This window comes from Streptomyces sp. NPDC000941 (genome assembly GCF_053599555.1).
Map to the genome: position 1 here is coordinate 83,576 of NZ_JBSFMM010000007.1, position 15,424 is coordinate 98,999.

Below are 15,424 nucleotides of genomic sequence, written 5' to 3' on the forward strand. Positions count from 1 at the left end.
GGACGTTCAGATAACCAGGTCGCAATGATGGGACCAATTCCACCCCGACTGCCATAGATAGTCGCGTATCGTGATTTGGGTCAGCTAATCAGGGAGGGAGGTGACGGCGATGCAGGCTGCCCAGACGCGCAGGTTCCGGGGGAAGAACAAGGCTCCGAAGTGGACCAAGCCCGACGACGGGATCGTGTCGGTGATGGTGCTACCGCTGGCCGTCACCGACCCCGCCGACCTGGCCCGGCTGGAGAAGCTGTTCGGCGCGATGTGGTCGATCAAGCGGGCCGTTCAACGCGACGCTCGCGCCAAGGTCGATGCGTACTGGGCCGCCAAGCATGAGCGCGACAGCGACGGCGCGAAGGTCGTACGCCAGCGCCTCGGCCTGTCCCGCGAAGCCCTGGAACGCTGCGCCTACCGGCACTTGGAGGACGCGGGGCACCTCAAGCACCACGCCACCAAAGCGTTGGCCATGCACATCGCGGACGAGGTGTGGAACGGGACCTCCCGGCACCTGTTCGCCGACGACACCGGCAAGCACCACGGCCGCCCCCGTGTTGGCCACTGGCACGACTTCACCCGGATTCCGGGCCGCGCCCGCTCCCACACCACCGAGAACAAGTGGGAGACCTTCCGGCTGGTCGGCACCCTCCACGGCCACGCCATGGCCCACACCGACGGCGGCCGGCGCGAGCTGATGCAGCCGCACCGAATGCCGAAACCGACCGCGCCGGACGGCAAGGTCCCCACCGGGAAGGTCACCGCCTCAGGCAAACCCGGTATGCGGAAGACGAACTGGTGGGACCACACGGGGCCGCTGGCCGTGGTGTTCGCCGGAGGGCCGGACAGCAAGCGCGGTGACCTCGTGCTGCCCGTCCGTATCCCGCAGGGGCCGGGCCAGCGGGCACGGGTGGAGCATTTCCTCACCGACCCGCGCCGCTGGCACAAGGTGGACCTCGTACGCCGCCGCAAGGCCAGCGCGCCCGGCGGCTGGGCGTATGAGGCGCACCTGATGGTCCTCGGCCCCGGCTACGCCTCCCCGGCCGTGCGAGAGATGCGGCAGCGCACCGCCGAACTGGAGCGGATCGGCGGGGTGGACGGCAACGTCTCCAACCTGTCGATCATCTCCTTCCCCGCCAGCCTGGACCCCGCCGAAGGTGTCCCGGCGTCCTCGGAGATCGTGTTGACCGAGGAGGAGCGGGCGCGACTGGAGAAGGAAGCCAGCAAGCGCCGGGGCCGCGCACGAGCCCTTGAACGCTCCCGCCGGGCCACCAACGCCGCACAGTACGGGCTGTCCAAGCGGCAGCGTGAGCGCGCCGAACGCCGGGCCGCCAAGGGCCTGGGGCCCAAGACGGTGGCGGTGCCCGGTGGTGCCCGCGATGCCCGGTCGGACGGAGGACCCAAGCAGGCGTTCCGCCACGACCGCCTGTCCGGCAGCTACCGAGAGCTACGCGCCCGCCAGGCCGAAGCCGCCGGGTCCGCTGCCGAGTACCGGCGCCACCGCGCCCGCCAGATCGCACGGGAGATCATCGCCGTCCACGGCCCCCATCTCACGGTGGAGGACTGCGACATCCGCACCTGGTACCGGCTGTGGGGCAAGCGCCTCTCCCAGACCGCGCCCGGCATGCTCATCTCCGCCCTGGAGATCGAGTGCAACGCCGCCGGTGGCCGCCTCGTACGCGCCTCCACCTGGTCCACCGCCCTGTCCCAGCACTGCCTGTGCGGCGAGCGCGTCATCAAGACCCTGCGCGACCGGGAACACAAGTGCATCGCATGTGGGCTGGTCGGCGAACGCGACCTGGTGTCCGCAGCGCTGGCCGCCTTCGTGGACCTGGCCGACCCAGACGACCCCAAGACGGCCCGACTGGATTCGGCCCGGTCGCGGAACGCACAGATCATCTTCGATCAAGGGCTGGAAGAGGCCCTGCGTGAGTCAACCACACCGTGCCAGAACACCCCTCGGGGTGCTGGTCGCGTGGCAGTCCCCCGCCAGCGGGTGACCTCTGCTCACCGAACCGCCGGACGGCGGGACCGAGCGACCCCGGATGAGCCGCGCCCCGTGCGCGACCACGCCGGAAAGCCCGGACCCCGCCCCACGTGCAATCCGCAGCTCACCCTTTGGTGAATCGCGGATCAAGTCTTAGGCCGCCACTACGACGGTTTTGGCCGCCTTGTCGTGCAGACACTGGCGCAGCGGCTGGTCCCAGGTGCACCACAGGACGTTGAGCAGCCAGAACAGGGTGCCCACCAGCAGCGGGATCAGCATCCCGGGCAGCACGTACACCACGGCCCGCAGCCAGCCCTGGCGGCCCGGCACATCGCCGTCGGACAGCATCGCCACGCGGATACGCAGCGCCTTCTTGCCGAGCGTCTGGCCGCTGCGGGCCAGCATCACGCCCTCGTAGACGAAGTAGACGGCCATGGTGATCACCAGCGACAGGGTCACCTTGCCCATGTCCTGCTCGCCGGGGTTGTCGTAGGCGTACTTGAGCGCGCCGGTCGAGGCGAGCGCCACGGTCCAGATGAACCCGAGGATCAGGGTGTCGACCAGCCGGGCGACGAAGCGCTGACCGGGAGTGGCGGGCGGCGGCATGCCCACAGGGGGGTGGTGCTGTGGATACGACAGCTGGTCGGGGCTCATGACCCGATTACACCAGCAGCGCGCGGGCGGCAGGTAGCTCGGGGGCTGCGGTTTCGGTGCAGCGGATCATGAAGGCACGGCGACCACGACCGTCTTGGCGACCTTGTCGTGCAGACACTGGTGGTACGGCTGGTCCCAGGTGCACCACAACACATTGACCAGCCAGAAGATGAAGCCGCAGCACGGCACGATCTCGGGCAGGGCATACGTACCGGCGCGCAGCCAGCCCGGCTGACCGGCCGGGATCTCCCCGTTCTCCAGCAGGGCGACGCGGATCTTCATCACCTTCTTGCCCACCGTCTGGCCGTACTTGGTCAGCATCAGCCCTTCGTAGAGGAAGTACACCAGGGCGTAGACGATCGTTATGGCGGTCGCCTCGTCGTTGTTGTTCACCGGGTCGTAGTCGCCCACGAGCACCGCCATCACCAGACCCACCGGGATGCCCACGATCAGCGCGTCGATGATCCGGGCGACGAGGCGGCGGCCGCGGTTCGCGAGCGGGGGCATGCCCGCGAGCGGGTCGGGGGCGCCGTACTCGCCGCCGTACTCGCCTCCGTGCGGCGAGCCGAAGGACGGAGGCGGCTGCTGCTTGGAGAACGCGTCGCCCTCTGGCTGCTCCTCGGCCCGCGGCTCGCCCGGCCCTGGCCCGCCCGGCCCTGGCCCTCCCGGCCGGGGTTCCTCGGGCCTGGGCCCCTCGGACGGGGGCTCCTCGGACCGGGGCTGGTCGGGCCTGGGTTGGTCGGGCCGGGGTTCGTCAGGCCCCGGGGTCGGCTGGTCGGTGCTCATGGCCCGAGTCGACCCCGGAGCCGGAGCCACCGCATCCGGCGCGCTCCGTTCGGGCGACCGGGATGGACCGTACGAGTCAGCGCCCCGTACGGCCCCTACCGCCTCACCGCCCCGGCACCGGCCTACGGCTCAGCCTCGCCCCTGCGGCTCAGCCGCGACCGGCCACGAAGGTGCGCGCCGCCTTGTCGTGCCAGCACTGCCGCCAGGGCCGGTCGAACAGGCACCACAGCACATTGAGGACCCCGATCACCAGCAGCCAGAGCACCGAGTACACCAACCAGCGGCGCAGCGCGGCGCCGAAGGAAGGGGTGTCGTGCCCCTCGATGTCCAGGACCCGCACCCCGCACAGCTTCTTGCCCAGCGTGGCGCCCCACTTCGCGGTCGGGAACGCCTCGTAGACCAGCCCGACGACGAGCAGCAGGCCGAGCACCATGCCGAGGTAGGCGCCCGTCGTGCCGTCCAGCCAGTAGACGGTGACGGTCTCGCCGGTCAGCTTGGCGCGCTCCACCTTCTCGTCGAAGTGATCGCTCGCCTTGGTCCACAGCGGATACGCGGCGGCGCCGACTGCCCCGAGGAGTACGGCGGAGTCGATGAGCCGGGCCACGAGGCGACGGCCGAGGGAGGCGGGCCGACCCTCCGCCTGGGCGGCCTGAAGGAAGGGGTTGTCGACGGGCGGCTTCCACGGAATGACGCCTTCAGGCGCACCACCGGGGGCACCAGGGCCTGCGCCCGGGACCGCGCCTGGGACAGCACCGGGCGCGGGCTGCTGGGCGAGCTGCCGCACCTGCTGCTGCCAGCCGGGCTGGGATTGGGGTTGAGGCTGGGGTTGGGGCTGGGGCTGGGCTCCGGGTGCGGCAGGACCACCGCCGGGTAGCCCGACCGGGCCCTGTGCTGGAGCACCGTGGCCGGGCGCGGCCGGACCGCCGCCCGGAAGCACGACGCCGCCCTGCGGGGGCAGCGCACCCGCGCCCTGCATGGGAGCGGCCCCGCCGGGCTGCCCACCGGCCTGCCCGGACCAGCCAGGCTGCGCCTGCTGCCCCGGCTGTCCCTGCTGTCCCTGCTGCTGCCCGGGCGCCGCCGTACCGCCGCTCTGCTTCGGCGCGCCGCGCCCGAGGGCGCGCATCGTCATCGTGCCGTCGTCCCGCGTGGGCGCGCCGCTGCCCGCCCCCGACCCGGTCTGGCCCGGCCCGGTCTGGCCGGGCCGAATCGCGCGGATGGAGATCGTGCCGTCCCCGCCTGTCGTACGCCCGCCGCCGGGCGCATCCGTATCACCGCCCGCGCCCGCACCAGGGGCGCCCGCGCCGGGGCCCGGCTCCGCCGGGGGCAGCTCCGGAGCGCGCCGCGCGGGCGGCAGGGCCTGCGCGCCCGCGGGACCGCCGGCGCCCCCGGGCCCGCCGGAGCCACCAGGACCACCGGAACCACCAGAACCGCTGACGGCCCGGCGTGGATCCGGCACCCCGGGCCTTACGGGCCCACCGGAAGCCGGGCCTCCGGCCTCCGCTCCCGGCTCCGCCGGGTTCGAGCCCCAGGAGACGCGGCGGTCCTGCTCCCCGCCGAAACCGGACTGCCGGGCCGCGTCCGCCTGCCAGGCCGACGCGGGCTCCGGCCGGGTGCCGTGCAGCCGCTGCGGATCGTTCCAGTCCATGCCGACCGGAGCCGCGCCGCCCACGCCCTGGGCCGGCGGCACGGGCTCGGGCACCGGCCCGCTCCGTACGTCCATCTCACCGCGCGGACGCAGCTCCGGCAGCGCACGTCCGCCGCTGTCTCCGACAGGACCGGCAGGACCGGCGGCAGGGGCCTCGTCGAGATACATGGGCCCGGTCTCGTCCGGCACCGGGGCCGTGACCTGCGTATGGGTCACCCCAGGCGGCGGCGCGGGCATGGCCTCGCCGTCGATCGGCGCGGGCCGACTGGTGCCGGGCACCCAGGCGGCGCCGTTCCAGTAACGGATGTAGCCGGGGATGGACGGATCAGGATAAAAACCAGGAAAAGAGGTACCGTCCGCGGATCCTGAGGTAGGGGCGCTCATGATCTCCGATGTCCCGTATCTGCTCGGCCGTGCTGTGTTGCGCCGCGCCTGTGCGGTGCGTCGCGGTGGGGGCGGACATGCAGTCTGCCGTACAAGAGCCGCAGTGCAACACGGAGCGCGCGGTCAAGGTCTATCAGACCGGCCCGAGGCCCGTACCCATCCTGGGTGGGCACCACTCTCCCGTGCGAGCGCGACGCCGCCGCCGTACACCCGCGAGCCTCTGGCTGGGTCCGGCCCGCCTAGGTCCAGCAGACCTACGTTGACACGGCCGCGAGCCTTTCCGACCGCGAATACTTGAAGCCATGGACCGCAACACCGAGCTCAGCGAGTTCCTGCGGACCCGCAGGGCCCGGCTGCGCCCTGAGGACGCGGGCGTGAACATGACTGCCTCCGGACGCCGCCGGGTGCCGGGGCTGCGCCGCGAGGAGCTGGCGCATCTGGCCGGGGTCAGCACCGACTACTACACCCGGCTGGAACAGGGCCGCCATCTGAATGTCTCGGAGGCGGTGCTGGACGCCGTCGCGCGCGGCCTGCAGCTGAACGACACCGAGCGTGCGTACCTCTTCGAGCTGGCCAAGCCACGGCCCCGCCGCGCCCAGCGCCGCCGGCCGCTCCGCCCCCAGCGGGTGCGGCCCGGGGTGTACCGCGTGCTGCAGATGCTGGAGGGGGTCTCGCCCGCCTTCGTGCTCGGGCGCGGTGGCGATGTGCTGGCCTCCAACCGGCTGGCCCGCGCGCTGATCATCGACTTCGACGCGCTGCCGTACCGCGAGCGGAATCTGACCCGCTTCATGTTCCTCGACCCGGCGGCCCGCGAGCTGTACCGCGAGTGGGACAAATACGCGTCGGAAATGGTGGCCAGTCTGCGGCTCCATACGAGCCGCTACGCCGACGACCCCGGCCTCACCGAGCTGGTCGGCGAGCTGACGATCAAGAGCCCGGAGTTCCGCACGTGGTGGGCCGACCACAACGTGCGGGAGAAGACGCACGGCGTCAAGCTCTACCACCACCCGGTGGTCGGGGACATGACGCTCGCCTACGAGAACGTGACCTTCCCTGGCGATGACGATCAGGCGATGTGCATTTACACGGTCGAGTCCGGATCCCCCTCCGAGGCGGCGCTGCAGCTACTCGCGAACTGGACCGCGACCACGCCCCCCGACCGCGCCTCGTCCTCTTCTCCTTCGTCCCCTTCTCCCTCTTCCCCCTCTCCCTCCTCCCCTCCCCCTTCCATACCCCGAAACCCCGTTCACGGAGATCACTGATATGACCACCAGCGTCACCGCGTACGCTGCCCCGGCACCCAAGGCCCCGCTGGAGCGCACCACCATCGAGCGCCGCCCGGTCGGCGAGCACGACATCCTGATCGAGATCGCGTACGCCGGCATCTGCCACTCCGATATCCACCAGGCCCGCGAGGAGTGGGGCAGCGCCCTGTTCCCGATGGTCCCCGGCCATGAGATCGCGGGCACCGTCGCCGAGGTCGGCTCCGGCGTCACCAAGTACGCCGTCGGCGACCGGGTCGGCGTCGGCTGTTTCGTCGACTCCTGCCGCGAATGTGAGAACTGCCTGGCCGGCGAGGAGCAGTTCTGCCTCAAGGGCGAGGTGTCGACGTACAACGGCAAGCAGTACGACGGCTCCCCCACCTACGGCGGCTACAGCACGCACGTCGTCGTCGACGAGAACTACGCGCTGCGCATCCCCGACGGCCTGTCCCTCGACGTCGCCGCCCCGCTGCTGTGCGCCGGCATCACCCTCTACTCCCCGCTGGCCCACTGGAACGCCGGCCCCGGCAAGAAGGTCGCCATCGTCGGCCTCGGCGGCCTCGGCCACATGGGCGTCAAGATCGCCCACGCCATGGGCGCGGAGGTCACCGTCCTGTCCCAGTCGCTCCGCAAGAAGGACGACGGGCTGCGGCTGGGCGCCGACCACTTCTACGCGACCAGCGACGAGTCGACGTTCGCCGAGCTGGCGGGCTCCTTCGACCTCATCATCAACACGGTCTCGGCGAACCTCCCGCTGGACTCGTATCTCTCGCTGCTCAAGCGCGACGGCACGATGGTGCACGTGGGCGGCCCGGAGTTCCCGAGCTCGTTCCACCAGTTCTCGCTGATCATGGGCCGTAAATCGATGGCTGGCTCGAAGATCGGCGGCATCCGGCAGACGCAGGAGATGCTGGACTTCTGCGCGGGGCACGGGTTCGGCGCGGAGATCGAGGTGATCACGGCTGACCAGATCAACGAGGCTTACGAGCGGGTCGTGAGCAGCGATGTGCGGTACCGGTTCGTGATCGACATCGCGTCGCTGAAGGGCTAACGGCGGGTGGTGTGATCGGTCTTCGTGGCTATGGTCGCCACGAAGACCGACCATGCGTTTGCGGAGAATATGAGGGTGGGGCCGTGGGGGTTTTTGCTGTCGCGGACGGGGACGATGCCGGGGAGGTTATCGGCGACCTCTAGGCAGTCGCCGCCGCCAGGGTTGCTGTAGGTGGACTTGCGCCACCGGGCGGCGCCCAGGAAGCCTTCCGCGACTTCGAGGCAGTCGCCGCCGCCGCCACCGCTGTGGGTGGACTTACGCCACCTGGCAGCGCCGGGAAAGCCTTCGGCGACTTCGAGGCATTCGCCTCCGGTCCCATTGCTGTGGGTGGACTTGCGCCATCTAGCGGTGCTCAGTTCGGCTCGCATCGGTTGAAGTCCTCCATTGCCTGCTGGATCAGGGCAGTTGACGAGGCCAGGGGCAACGCCATGGCACGCACAAGATCGTATCGGTGAGACAGCCTCCTCACGGCGGCCCCGTTCTCGACCAACTCGCCGGAGACACCCTCAAGGTAGACCACGTCGGGCGCGTTTTCGAACGAAAGCCACGTCAGCGAGCCACCCAAGGTTTCCCCGCCTGCGCTGAACGGCAGAACCTGGATCTCGATGTTCGGAGCGCTGGCTGCCTCGACCAAGCGAGCCAGCTGCTCGCGCATGACCGCCGGTCCTCCAACCGACCGCCGCAGTACCGACTCGTCCAGAACGACCCACAGGAATGGGGGCATCTGGCTAGCCAGCAAGCTCTGCCGGTCGAGCCGAGCCCGCACCTTCTCCTCGATCTCGCTTGCCGTGCACCAAGGGTGGCCAAGTCGCAGCAACTCACGGGCGTACGCCTCGGTCTGCAACAGACCCGGGACGTACTGCACCATGAACTTACGCATGGCATTGGCCCTGGCCTCGTACTCCACGAACTTCCGAGCCCAGTCCGCGAGCGGCGTCTTCTTGACGTGCTCCCACAGGTCACACAGATCCCCATCCGCCCCCAGCACCGCGTCCAACACGTCGTTCACGTCCTCCGGCGGGATCTCCTTGCCCAGCTCGAACTGCGCGATCCGACTGTGCCCGATCGGAACCTTCGCCCCCAGCTCCCGCTGCGTCCACCCCGCGCGCAACCGCAGCTTGCGAAGCTTGACGCCGTACAGCGCAGCCAGTGACGTAGACGGGTCAAGTTCCTTCGGCGCAGGCATCGTCGCCCCCGTTTCCGATCTCGCACCACGAAAACCGCAGGTCTACCCACTGTAGCGCCGCTCCGTAAGCATGGAGGCACAGACAGCAACACCCCCCAGAAAGGCAGACATCAGTGAGCGGCCACCGATACGAAACACTCCCCCGCACTCTCAAACTGACCGGCGATGTGCGGCAGCACGACGGTCAGTTCGTCGTCGGGGTCCGCGTGTTGCGGGGCGAGGTGTACATGGCGACCGAGCTGGCGCACATCTCGATCGACGACGCGTCGCTGATGAACGCCCAGCTGACCCGCCTGCTCAACGAGCGGGCCTTCCCCGGCATGGACCAGCGGCAGCGGGACCGGGAACGAGCACGGTGGGGACTCTGATGCCCGGTCAGAAGAGCGAGACCCCCGCCCCCAACCCCAACCCCGGCGGTGCCGACCAGGAGGCCAAGCGCGACGAGCTGAAGGAGGTCATCCGGAAGCTCAACAAGTGGTCCTCGGGTGGAGGCGGCCGACGCAGTACAACTTAAGTCGAGCAGGCGCAGACCATCGGCTGACGACAGGGGGCGCCGCTAGTCCCGAAACTGGTGGTGGGTCGCAGACAGCGGGCCCGGACACCAGGGGGAGACACATGGGGGACAAGGGCATCAGCCGGGCGCGTTTTCTGGCAGGGACGGGGGCTGCGGGAGCCGTTGCGGTGTCGGGCACCGCGGGGGCGCTGCTGACGCCGGGCCGGGCCGAGGCGCGAAGTCGCCGCGGCCCGGCGGGCCTGACCTACCGGGGCGTGTCGTACGAGGTCATCGACGGCGAGACACCGGCGACGAGTTGGAGTGCCACGCGGATGCGCAAGGACATCCAGGTCATCAAGAACGATCTGCACGCCGGCTCGGTGTCGGTCTTCGGCGACGGTGTGGACCGGCTCAAGGCCACATCCTCGGAGGCGGCGGAGCAGGGGCTGCACGTCTGGCTCCAGCCGCGTCTGGCGGACGTCTCCCACCAGGAGATCCTTGACCACTTGGCGGAGACGGGCAGGCATGCCGAGCAACTGCGGCGCCAGGGTGCACGGGTCCACCTGAGCGTGGGCGCCGAATTCGTGTTGTTCGTGCCGGGCATCGTGCCAGGTGACAACGCTCTTGAGCGCGTAAAGAACATGCTGAGCGGAAACTTCGACCCCGAGAAGATGGTGCGCCGCCTGCGCGAGTTCACCGCGCGAGCCGCGAAGGTCGGCAGGTCCGTCTTCAAGGGCCGGATGACGTATGGCGCGGCGCAGGACGAGGAGGTCGACTGGGACCTGTTCGACATGGTCAGCGTCAACTACTACTCGTACTTCCCGAACAAGGCCGACTACGTCCGCGAACTCACCCCCTTCCTTCGCTGGAACAAACCAGTCGCGATCTCCGAGTTCGGCACCTGCACCTTCAAGGGCGCCCCGGAGCAGGGCGGCATGGGCTGGAACGTCGTGGACTACGACAAGGACCCCCCGGAGATCGTCGGCGATCTGGCCCGCAGCGAGCGGACCCAGGCCGCGTACCTCACCGATCTGCTCGACGCCTTCGAGTCAATGAACCTCTACGCGGCCCTGGTCTACCAGTTCGGCGCCCCTGATGCCCCGCATCGGACCAACCCGCGCTACGACCTCGACCTGGCGAGCTACGGCATCGTCAAGCCGATCTGGAAGACCTTCGAGGAGCCGACGCCCAACTGGCACTGGGAACGGAAGGAAGCGTTCCATGCACTGGCCCAGCACTACGGCCGCCACATACGGTAGCTGTGTGCAGGACAGCGGCGGTGCCCGTTTCGCATACTGACGAGCATGACTACCTATGACACGCTCGGCACGACGTACGCCCGCACACGGCAGCCCGATCCGCGGATCGGCGCGCAGATCCACGCAGCGCTCGGGAGCGTCACCGACGTGATCAACGTCGGAGCGGGCACCGGCTCCTATGAACCGCCGCAGACGGCCCTCGCGGTCGAGCCCAGCCAGGTCATGATCGCCCAGCGCCCGCCGGGATCCGCGCCCGCCGTGCAGGCCGTCGCGGAACGGCTCCCGCTGCGTGACGACGCAGCCGATGCCGTGATGGCCCTGCTGACCGTCCACCACTGGACCGATCTGGCAGCGGGAATCGAGGAACTGCGCAGGGTCGCCCGCCGCCGCATCGTCATCCTGACGTGGGACCAGCAGGTCTTCCGCGAGCGGTTCTGGCTCGTCCGGGACTACCTCCCGGAGGCGGCCGCGTTCGACGACACCCGTGCCACCCCGACCGACCAACTGATCGGCCTGCTCGGCGGGGCGCGCCAGGAGCCGGTGCGGGTCCCCCACGACTGCGTGGACGGTTTCGGCGCCGCGTACTGGCGCCGCCCCGAGGCCTATCTCGACCCGCAGGTGCGCGCCGGGGTCTCCCTGTTCGCTCAGACCGGCGAGGACACCATCGCGCCTGGTCTGGCCCGGCTCGCGGACGATCTGGCGACCGGCCGCTGGCACACCCGCCACGCCGAACTGCTCGCGCTCGACACCTTCGACGTCGGATACCGGCTGCTCGTGGCCGATCTCTGACGCAGTACGGCTCGGGGTCGTGGTCGGGCGCACGGAACCCCCGTACTCACCTAGCGGTCAGTTGGTGGCCAGGTCGGCGTGGATGAGTTTGTGGTCGGAGAAGTTCTTGTGGACGCCGACGCCGGAGGAGCTGAAGGCACCGCCATTGCGCAGGAAGATGTAGTCGAACTTCTTCCCTCCTGGCCTTCTGGAGTCCTCTGTCATCTTGCAGGGGCGAAGGTACCGGGTCGGGCTGCAGGCAGGGTCGGCGTCATGGAATTTCGACCACATGGGAGACATTTCACTGGCGTTTGGCTCGGCGTTGAAGTCGCCGAGCACAATGACTTGCGGATAGGCCCGGGCGGCTTTGATGAGTTCCCCGATCTGGACTTTACGGACATTGTCCTGCCCGGCCTGGGCAAGGTGGGTCGCGAAGACTCTGACCTTCCTGCCTGCGACAGTCGTATTGGCGGCCACGTATCCACGAGGCTCACTGCCGCCCTGTGAGTAATGACGGTTCACCTTGTTCGTGAGCGGCGCGGCAGACAGAATCGCGCTCCCGTACGCGGAACCGAAATCGTTGCAGCCCCAACGGGTGTTCATCTGGTTTCCGTGCGCGGCGTAGTACCGATAGCCCCTTGCCCTCAGCTGTCTGATGACGCGTAGCGTCTCGCCGACGCAGATCTCCTCGAGCGCGATGGCTTGGGGCCTGTACTTGACGATCTCGTCAACGATCTGGTCGATGTGGTGGAGCGGGTTGGAAACACGACACGGATTGCACACGTTGAAGCTCGCAACCCGGTTCGGGAAAACAGCCTTCCACTCGGGGGAAGAAATTCCCCTAGAGAAATCATTTACCCGAGGTGACGCGGTCACCTGTGCTGATGTGGTCGCCATATTCGCCCCGAACTCCACAGCCGACACCGAGGACAGCAGCAGGGCCAGTGCGGCGGCGATGGCCGTGCACATCACCCTCGCCCGGGGCTCGGCGGCCTCAGCGGCCGGGACGCGTGAGGAGGGTGCGTACGCCGCCCCCGGTGAGGGTCACCTCTTCGGGCGCGCCCGCGTCGATGGCCAGCGAGAGCTCATCGGAGGGCCAGCCCTGGGCCAGGGCGCCCAGCGGCACCCGGTGGTAGCGGTGGATCTGCGGCAGGGCCTGGTGCATACGGTCCGGGGTGGTGAAGACCGGCACCAGCTGCGCGCCGTCGTCCTGTTCGAGCACGGGGAGCGTCACGGCCTGCGGGTCCGTATCCTCCACGCCCTCGGGAGCGGGAAGCAGCACCTCGCTGCTGGCGAGGGTGTCCAGCGCCGTATCGTCCGCCCGGTTGGCCGCGAGTTCGCCGAGGGCGTGCTGGGTGGCGTGGACGGTGCTGTCGTCGGGGAGGTCACTCATGGTTCTCTCCAGCGATCGGAGTGGCATATGGGCAGGTCAGCGGCCGATCCGAACGAGCCGAACCGGTTTTCCGCCGGTCGTAAGCCCGCCGAGTACCCGACTCCGTGGCGTTGAGACATCCCGTGCACACATGCCACACCCACCGCGGCAGGAGGATCATCGACCAGTATGTCGAGCCCAGCAGTGAACACACATGAATGACATCCAACTCCTATGGGGAGAATTCCGGCTCCCGATCCGGGATGCACTCCATCTCGCGGACGGAAATTCGTACGACGTGGCCCTCTCACCGGGCACGCCGAGCGGCTTCAGGCTACTTGGGGCCTTCGATCTGCATCAGGTACTCACAAGCGAACCGGATTGGACGTCCGAGGTCGATGGGCTCAAATCCGTGGAGCTGGCTCATGGCGGTTTCCTCTGGGGCGGTGAGGGTTCCTACGGCTCGGAAGGATTCGTAGCGCGTTTGACTGCCGACCGTTCGCTTATGTGGGCAATCTTCCTCACCGAATCGAACCCGTTCCAAGAGATTCTGCTACACGGCAAGATCGCGTCCTTCATCTCGACCTCAGCCGTCGAAATAACCGTCGATATCGACGACCCACGGCGTCCGGTCGGCGAGGCGAAGTGAAATTGCCGGTCACGAGAACAGGTCGAGGTCGATCTCGCCCGTCCGCCCCTTCCAGTACTCCTGGTGGAAGCGCAGCGGCACACCGGGGGCGAAGGCGCGTAGCGCGGTGGTGAGGCCGTCGGGGTCGACACGCCAGAGGACCATGGTGCGGCCGTCCCGGACGACCTCGTACTCGATGTGGGGCGCCACGCGCGCGGCCATCTCGGGTCTGAGGTTCCAGTTGGGACCAGGGAGTGCCGGGGAGCCGGGCCGGCGCTTGACGCCCACGCAGCGGATCGGGCGGAGCTGGGCTGTTCTCTGGCCCCACAGCACGACGGCCTCGATCTCCGCCCAGGGGACCACGGCGGTCTGACGGCGATATTGGAGCGGCATACCGCCCAAGGTGATGCCGTACTGATCCGCCCGGAAGGCCAAGAGCCGCTTCCAGCCGTGGCCGCCGAGCAGGTTGATTGGTGTTCGTGTGAAGTGCTCTTCGTAGACGGGAGACACGGCATCGACCATACGTCCTATGCCACTTGCCGCTGACACGCCGTCTTTCGGACGCCATGAGGCTCCGCTCATCGCCCGAGGTCGCGGAAGAACGCGCGGACGTCCGCGACCAGCAGGTCCGGCTGTTCCATGGCCGGGAAATGCCCGCCCCGCTCGTACTCCGTCCACCGCACGATGTTGTTCGTCCGCTCCGCGATATGCCGCAGCGGGATGAAGTTCTCGCGGGGGAAGACGGCGAGGGCGGTCGGGGCGGTGGAGGGTTCGGGGGCCGCGCCCCAGGAGGAGTGGGCGCGTTCGTAGTAGATGCGGCCGGCGGAGCCGGCGGTGCCGGTCAGCCAGTAGAGCATGACGTTGGTGAGGAGCTGGTCTCGGTCGACCGCGTCCTCGGGGCGGTCCCGGGAGTCGGTCCACTCCTTGAACTTCTCGGCGATCCAGGCCAGTTGGCCGACCGGTGAGTCGGTGAGCCCGTAGGCCAGGGTCTGGGGGCGGGTGGACTGGATGTCGGCGTAGCCCTGGCGGTCGCGGGCCCACCGCTGGTTCAGCTCCCAGGAGGCGAGGGTGCGGGCGCGTTCGGCCGGGGGCAGGGTGGCCAGGTGGGCGGGGTCGGGTTCCTCGGTGACGGAGGAGCCGGGAATGTGGTTGAGGTGGACGCCGATGATCCGGTCGGGGTGGATGCGGCCGAGCTCGCGGGAGATGGCGGAGCCCCAGTCGCCGCCCTGGGCGCCGTATCGCCGGTAGCCGAGGCGCTCCATGAGCTCGGCGAACGCGGCGCCGACCCGGTGGTACTCCCAGCCGGTCTCCCGCGTCGGTCCCGAGAGGCCGAACCCCGGGATGCTCGGCAGGACGAGGTGGAACGCGTCGGAGGGGTCGCCGCCGTGGCCGCGTGGGTCGGTGAGCGGGCCGGCGACCTGGGCGAATTCGACGATGGAGCCCGGCCAGCCGTGCGTCATGATCAGCGGGGTGGCGTCCGGCTCGGGTGAGCGGATATGCGCGAAGTGGATGTTCGCCCCGTCGGTCACCGTGGTGAACTGCGGCCACTGGTTCAGCCGGGCCTCGGCGGCCCGCCAGTCGTATGTGTGGCGCCAGTGCCGTACGAGCTCCCGCAGATAGTCGCGCGGAATGCCGTACGCCCAGCCCACGCCCGGCAGTTCATCGGGCCACCGGGTCCGGTCGAGCCGTGCGTGCAGATCGTCCAGCTCGGCTTGCGGGATGTCGATGCGGAAGGGGCGAATAGTCTCAGCCAGGCTTGTCATCCGATGCATGGTAGATCCGCCGGGTTTGCGGAGCGAACGAGTTAAAGCGGCCGCCTTCGGTGATTAATAACACCTTAAGATGGCAGTTACCTCCCCTTCTATGAATACTGTCGGGTAGCGCTCGGTTGTTGACGGGGAGGCGGGGGCGTCATGACGTTGCTGGAGTGTGTGGCCGAATCTCGGCGTAGATGGCCC

The 15,424-nt window shown here is 69.0% G+C and carries 17 protein-coding genes; 8 read left to right on the top strand and 9 right to left on the bottom strand.

Annotated elements, in window-relative coordinates; genetic code table 11:
- Positions 1 to 109: 109 nt before the first annotated feature.
- The gene (locus ACWDSL_RS04690) at positions 110 to 2,116 is read left to right on the top strand and encodes a zinc ribbon domain-containing protein (protein WP_450481678.1); all 2,007 of its coding nucleotides are present in this window, start codon (positions 110 to 112) and stop codon (positions 2,114 to 2,116) included.
- A 15-nt stretch (positions 2,117 to 2,131) separates the two neighbouring features.
- On the opposite strand, the gene ACWDSL_RS04695 is transcribed toward ACWDSL_RS04690, so the two are convergent.
- The 3 genes from ACWDSL_RS04695 to ACWDSL_RS04705 all read right to left on the bottom strand — a co-directional run bounded on the left by ACWDSL_RS04695 (position 2,132) and on the right by ACWDSL_RS04705 (position 5,447).
- Positions 2,132 to 2,632 carry an RDD family protein gene (locus ACWDSL_RS04695; RefSeq protein ID WP_179285592.1) on the bottom strand — a complete coding sequence of 167 codons (501 nt, stop codon included), beginning with the start codon at positions 2,630 to 2,632 and terminating at the stop codon, positions 2,132 to 2,134.
- A 66-nt stretch (positions 2,633 to 2,698) separates the two neighbouring features.
- Positions 2,699 to 3,418, bottom strand: coding sequence for an RDD family protein (locus tag ACWDSL_RS04700; protein WP_450481680.1), 720 nt, complete (start codon positions 3,416 to 3,418; stop codon positions 2,699 to 2,701).
- Positions 3,419 to 3,566: 148 nt separating this feature from the next.
- Positions 3,567 to 5,447, bottom strand: a complete 1,881-nt coding sequence (locus tag ACWDSL_RS04705) for an RDD family protein (protein WP_450481682.1) — start codon at positions 5,445 to 5,447, stop codon at positions 3,567 to 3,569.
- Between the two features lie 302 nt (positions 5,448 to 5,749).
- On the opposite strand from ACWDSL_RS04705, the gene ACWDSL_RS04710 reads away from it, so the two are divergent.
- Together ACWDSL_RS04710 and ACWDSL_RS04715 are read left to right on the top strand one after the other, a co-directional pair.
- A complete protein-coding gene (locus tag ACWDSL_RS04710) occupies positions 5,750 to 6,709 on the top strand; it encodes a helix-turn-helix transcriptional regulator (protein ID WP_450481684.1) in 960 nt (319 codons plus the stop codon).
- A 1-nt stretch (position 6,710) separates the two neighbouring features.
- A complete protein-coding gene (locus tag ACWDSL_RS04715; RefSeq protein ID WP_450481686.1) occupies positions 6,711 to 7,760 on the top strand; it encodes an NAD(P)-dependent alcohol dehydrogenase in 1,050 nt (349 codons plus the stop codon).
- Here ACWDSL_RS04715 and ACWDSL_RS04720 read toward each other — a convergent pair.
- Together ACWDSL_RS04720 and ACWDSL_RS04725 are read right to left on the bottom strand one after the other, a co-directional pair.
- Positions 7,757 to 8,128 (bottom strand): DUF397 domain-containing protein, encoded by a 372-nt coding sequence (locus tag ACWDSL_RS04720; RefSeq protein WP_450481688.1) that lies wholly within the window; start codon positions 8,126 to 8,128, stop codon positions 7,757 to 7,759. The two genes, ACWDSL_RS04715 and ACWDSL_RS04720, sit on opposite strands and share 4 nt — an antisense overlap.
- Positions 8,113 to 8,946, bottom strand: a complete 834-nt coding sequence (locus tag ACWDSL_RS04725) for a helix-turn-helix domain-containing protein (protein ID WP_450481690.1) — start codon at positions 8,944 to 8,946, stop codon at positions 8,113 to 8,115. Before ACWDSL_RS04725 ends, ACWDSL_RS04720 begins: the two co-directional genes overlap by 16 nt.
- Before the next feature lie 113 nt (positions 8,947 to 9,059).
- Here ACWDSL_RS04725 and ACWDSL_RS04730 point away from each other — a divergent pair, with 113 nt between their 5' ends.
- From ACWDSL_RS04730 to ACWDSL_RS04745, 4 genes are all read left to right on the top strand, one after another.
- On the top strand, positions 9,060 to 9,314 hold the full coding sequence (locus ACWDSL_RS04730; RefSeq protein ID WP_450481692.1) for a hypothetical protein: 255 nt from the start codon (positions 9,060 to 9,062) through the stop codon (positions 9,312 to 9,314).
- Complete coding sequence (locus ACWDSL_RS04735; RefSeq protein ID WP_450481694.1) at positions 9,314 to 9,460, top strand: hypothetical protein; 147 nt, start codon at positions 9,314 to 9,316, stop codon at positions 9,458 to 9,460. Before ACWDSL_RS04730 ends, ACWDSL_RS04735 begins: the two co-directional genes overlap by 1 nt.
- Positions 9,461 to 9,561: 101 nt before the next feature.
- Positions 9,562 to 10,698, top strand: coding sequence for an abortive phage infection protein (locus ACWDSL_RS04740; RefSeq protein ID WP_450481696.1), 1,137 nt, complete (start codon positions 9,562 to 9,564; stop codon positions 10,696 to 10,698).
- A gap of 45 nt (positions 10,699 to 10,743) precedes the next feature.
- Positions 10,744 to 11,487 carry a methyltransferase domain-containing protein gene (locus ACWDSL_RS04745; RefSeq protein ID WP_450481698.1) on the top strand — a complete coding sequence of 248 codons (744 nt, stop codon included), beginning with the start codon at positions 10,744 to 10,746 and terminating at the stop codon, positions 11,485 to 11,487.
- Between the two features lie 57 nt (positions 11,488 to 11,544).
- Here the strand turns inward: ACWDSL_RS04745 and ACWDSL_RS04750 are convergent, their stop codons facing one another.
- Together ACWDSL_RS04750 and ACWDSL_RS04755 are read right to left on the bottom strand one after the other, a co-directional pair.
- Positions 11,545 to 12,435, bottom strand: a complete 891-nt coding sequence (locus ACWDSL_RS04750) for an endonuclease/exonuclease/phosphatase family protein (RefSeq protein WP_450481700.1) — start codon at positions 12,433 to 12,435, stop codon at positions 11,545 to 11,547.
- A gap of 25 nt (positions 12,436 to 12,460) precedes the next feature.
- The gene (locus ACWDSL_RS04755; protein ID WP_089512370.1) at positions 12,461 to 12,859 is read right to left on the bottom strand and encodes an SseB family protein; all 399 of its coding nucleotides are present in this window, start codon (positions 12,857 to 12,859) and stop codon (positions 12,461 to 12,463) included.
- A gap of 193 nt (positions 12,860 to 13,052) precedes the next feature.
- Here ACWDSL_RS04755 and ACWDSL_RS04760 point away from each other — a divergent pair, with 193 nt between their 5' ends.
- The gene (locus ACWDSL_RS04760; RefSeq protein WP_450481702.1) at positions 13,053 to 13,487 is read left to right on the top strand and encodes a hypothetical protein; all 435 of its coding nucleotides are present in this window, start codon (positions 13,053 to 13,055) and stop codon (positions 13,485 to 13,487) included.
- A gap of 9 nt (positions 13,488 to 13,496) precedes the next feature.
- Here the strand turns inward: ACWDSL_RS04760 and ACWDSL_RS04765 are convergent, their stop codons facing one another.
- Together ACWDSL_RS04765 and ACWDSL_RS04770 are read right to left on the bottom strand one after the other, a co-directional pair.
- Entirely contained in the window at positions 13,497 to 13,976 is a 480-nt protein-coding gene (locus tag ACWDSL_RS04765; protein WP_450481704.1) for a hypothetical protein, read from the bottom strand.
- A 68-nt stretch (positions 13,977 to 14,044) separates the two neighbouring features.
- On the bottom strand, positions 14,045 to 15,229 hold the full coding sequence (locus ACWDSL_RS04770) for an epoxide hydrolase family protein (RefSeq protein WP_450481706.1): 1,185 nt from the start codon (positions 15,227 to 15,229) through the stop codon (positions 14,045 to 14,047).
- Between the last annotated feature and the right edge of the window lie 195 nt (positions 15,230 to 15,424).

Coding starts and splice junctions, on each gene's coding strand:
- ACWDSL_RS04735 (WP_450481694.1), top strand. CDS start 9,314: ATGCCCGGTCAGAAGAGCGAGACCCCCGCCCCCAACCCCAACCCCGGC.
- ACWDSL_RS04705 (WP_450481682.1), bottom strand. CDS start 5,447: ATGAGCGCCCCTACCTCAGGATCCGCGGACGGTACCTCTTTTCCTGGT.
- ACWDSL_RS04700 (WP_450481680.1), bottom strand. CDS start 3,418: ATGAGCACCGACCAGCCGACCCCGGGGCCTGACGAACCCCGGCCCGAC.
- ACWDSL_RS04715 (WP_450481686.1), top strand. CDS start 6,711: ATGACCACCAGCGTCACCGCGTACGCTGCCCCGGCACCCAAGGCCCCG.
- ACWDSL_RS04690 (WP_450481678.1), top strand. CDS start 110: ATGCAGGCTGCCCAGACGCGCAGGTTCCGGGGGAAGAACAAGGCTCCG.
- ACWDSL_RS04760 (WP_450481702.1), top strand. CDS start 13,053: ATGAATGACATCCAACTCCTATGGGGAGAATTCCGGCTCCCGATCCGG.
- ACWDSL_RS04695 (WP_179285592.1), bottom strand. CDS start 2,632: ATGAGCCCCGACCAGCTGTCGTATCCACAGCACCACCCCCCTGTGGGC.
- ACWDSL_RS04755 (WP_089512370.1), bottom strand. CDS start 12,859: ATGAGTGACCTCCCCGACGACAGCACCGTCCACGCCACCCAGCACGCC.
- ACWDSL_RS04740 (WP_450481696.1), top strand. CDS start 9,562: ATGGGGGACAAGGGCATCAGCCGGGCGCGTTTTCTGGCAGGGACGGGG.
- ACWDSL_RS04710 (WP_450481684.1), top strand. CDS start 5,750: ATGGACCGCAACACCGAGCTCAGCGAGTTCCTGCGGACCCGCAGGGCC.
- ACWDSL_RS04770 (WP_450481706.1), bottom strand. CDS start 15,229: ATGACAAGCCTGGCTGAGACTATTCGCCCCTTCCGCATCGACATCCCG.
- ACWDSL_RS04750 (WP_450481700.1), bottom strand. CDS start 12,435: ATGTGCACGGCCATCGCCGCCGCACTGGCCCTGCTGCTGTCCTCGGTG.
- ACWDSL_RS04725 (WP_450481690.1), bottom strand. CDS start 8,946: ATGCCTGCGCCGAAGGAACTTGACCCGTCTACGTCACTGGCTGCGCTG.
- ACWDSL_RS04720 (WP_450481688.1), bottom strand. CDS start 8,128: ATGCGAGCCGAACTGAGCACCGCTAGATGGCGCAAGTCCACCCACAGC.
- ACWDSL_RS04745 (WP_450481698.1), top strand. CDS start 10,744: ATGACTACCTATGACACGCTCGGCACGACGTACGCCCGCACACGGCAG.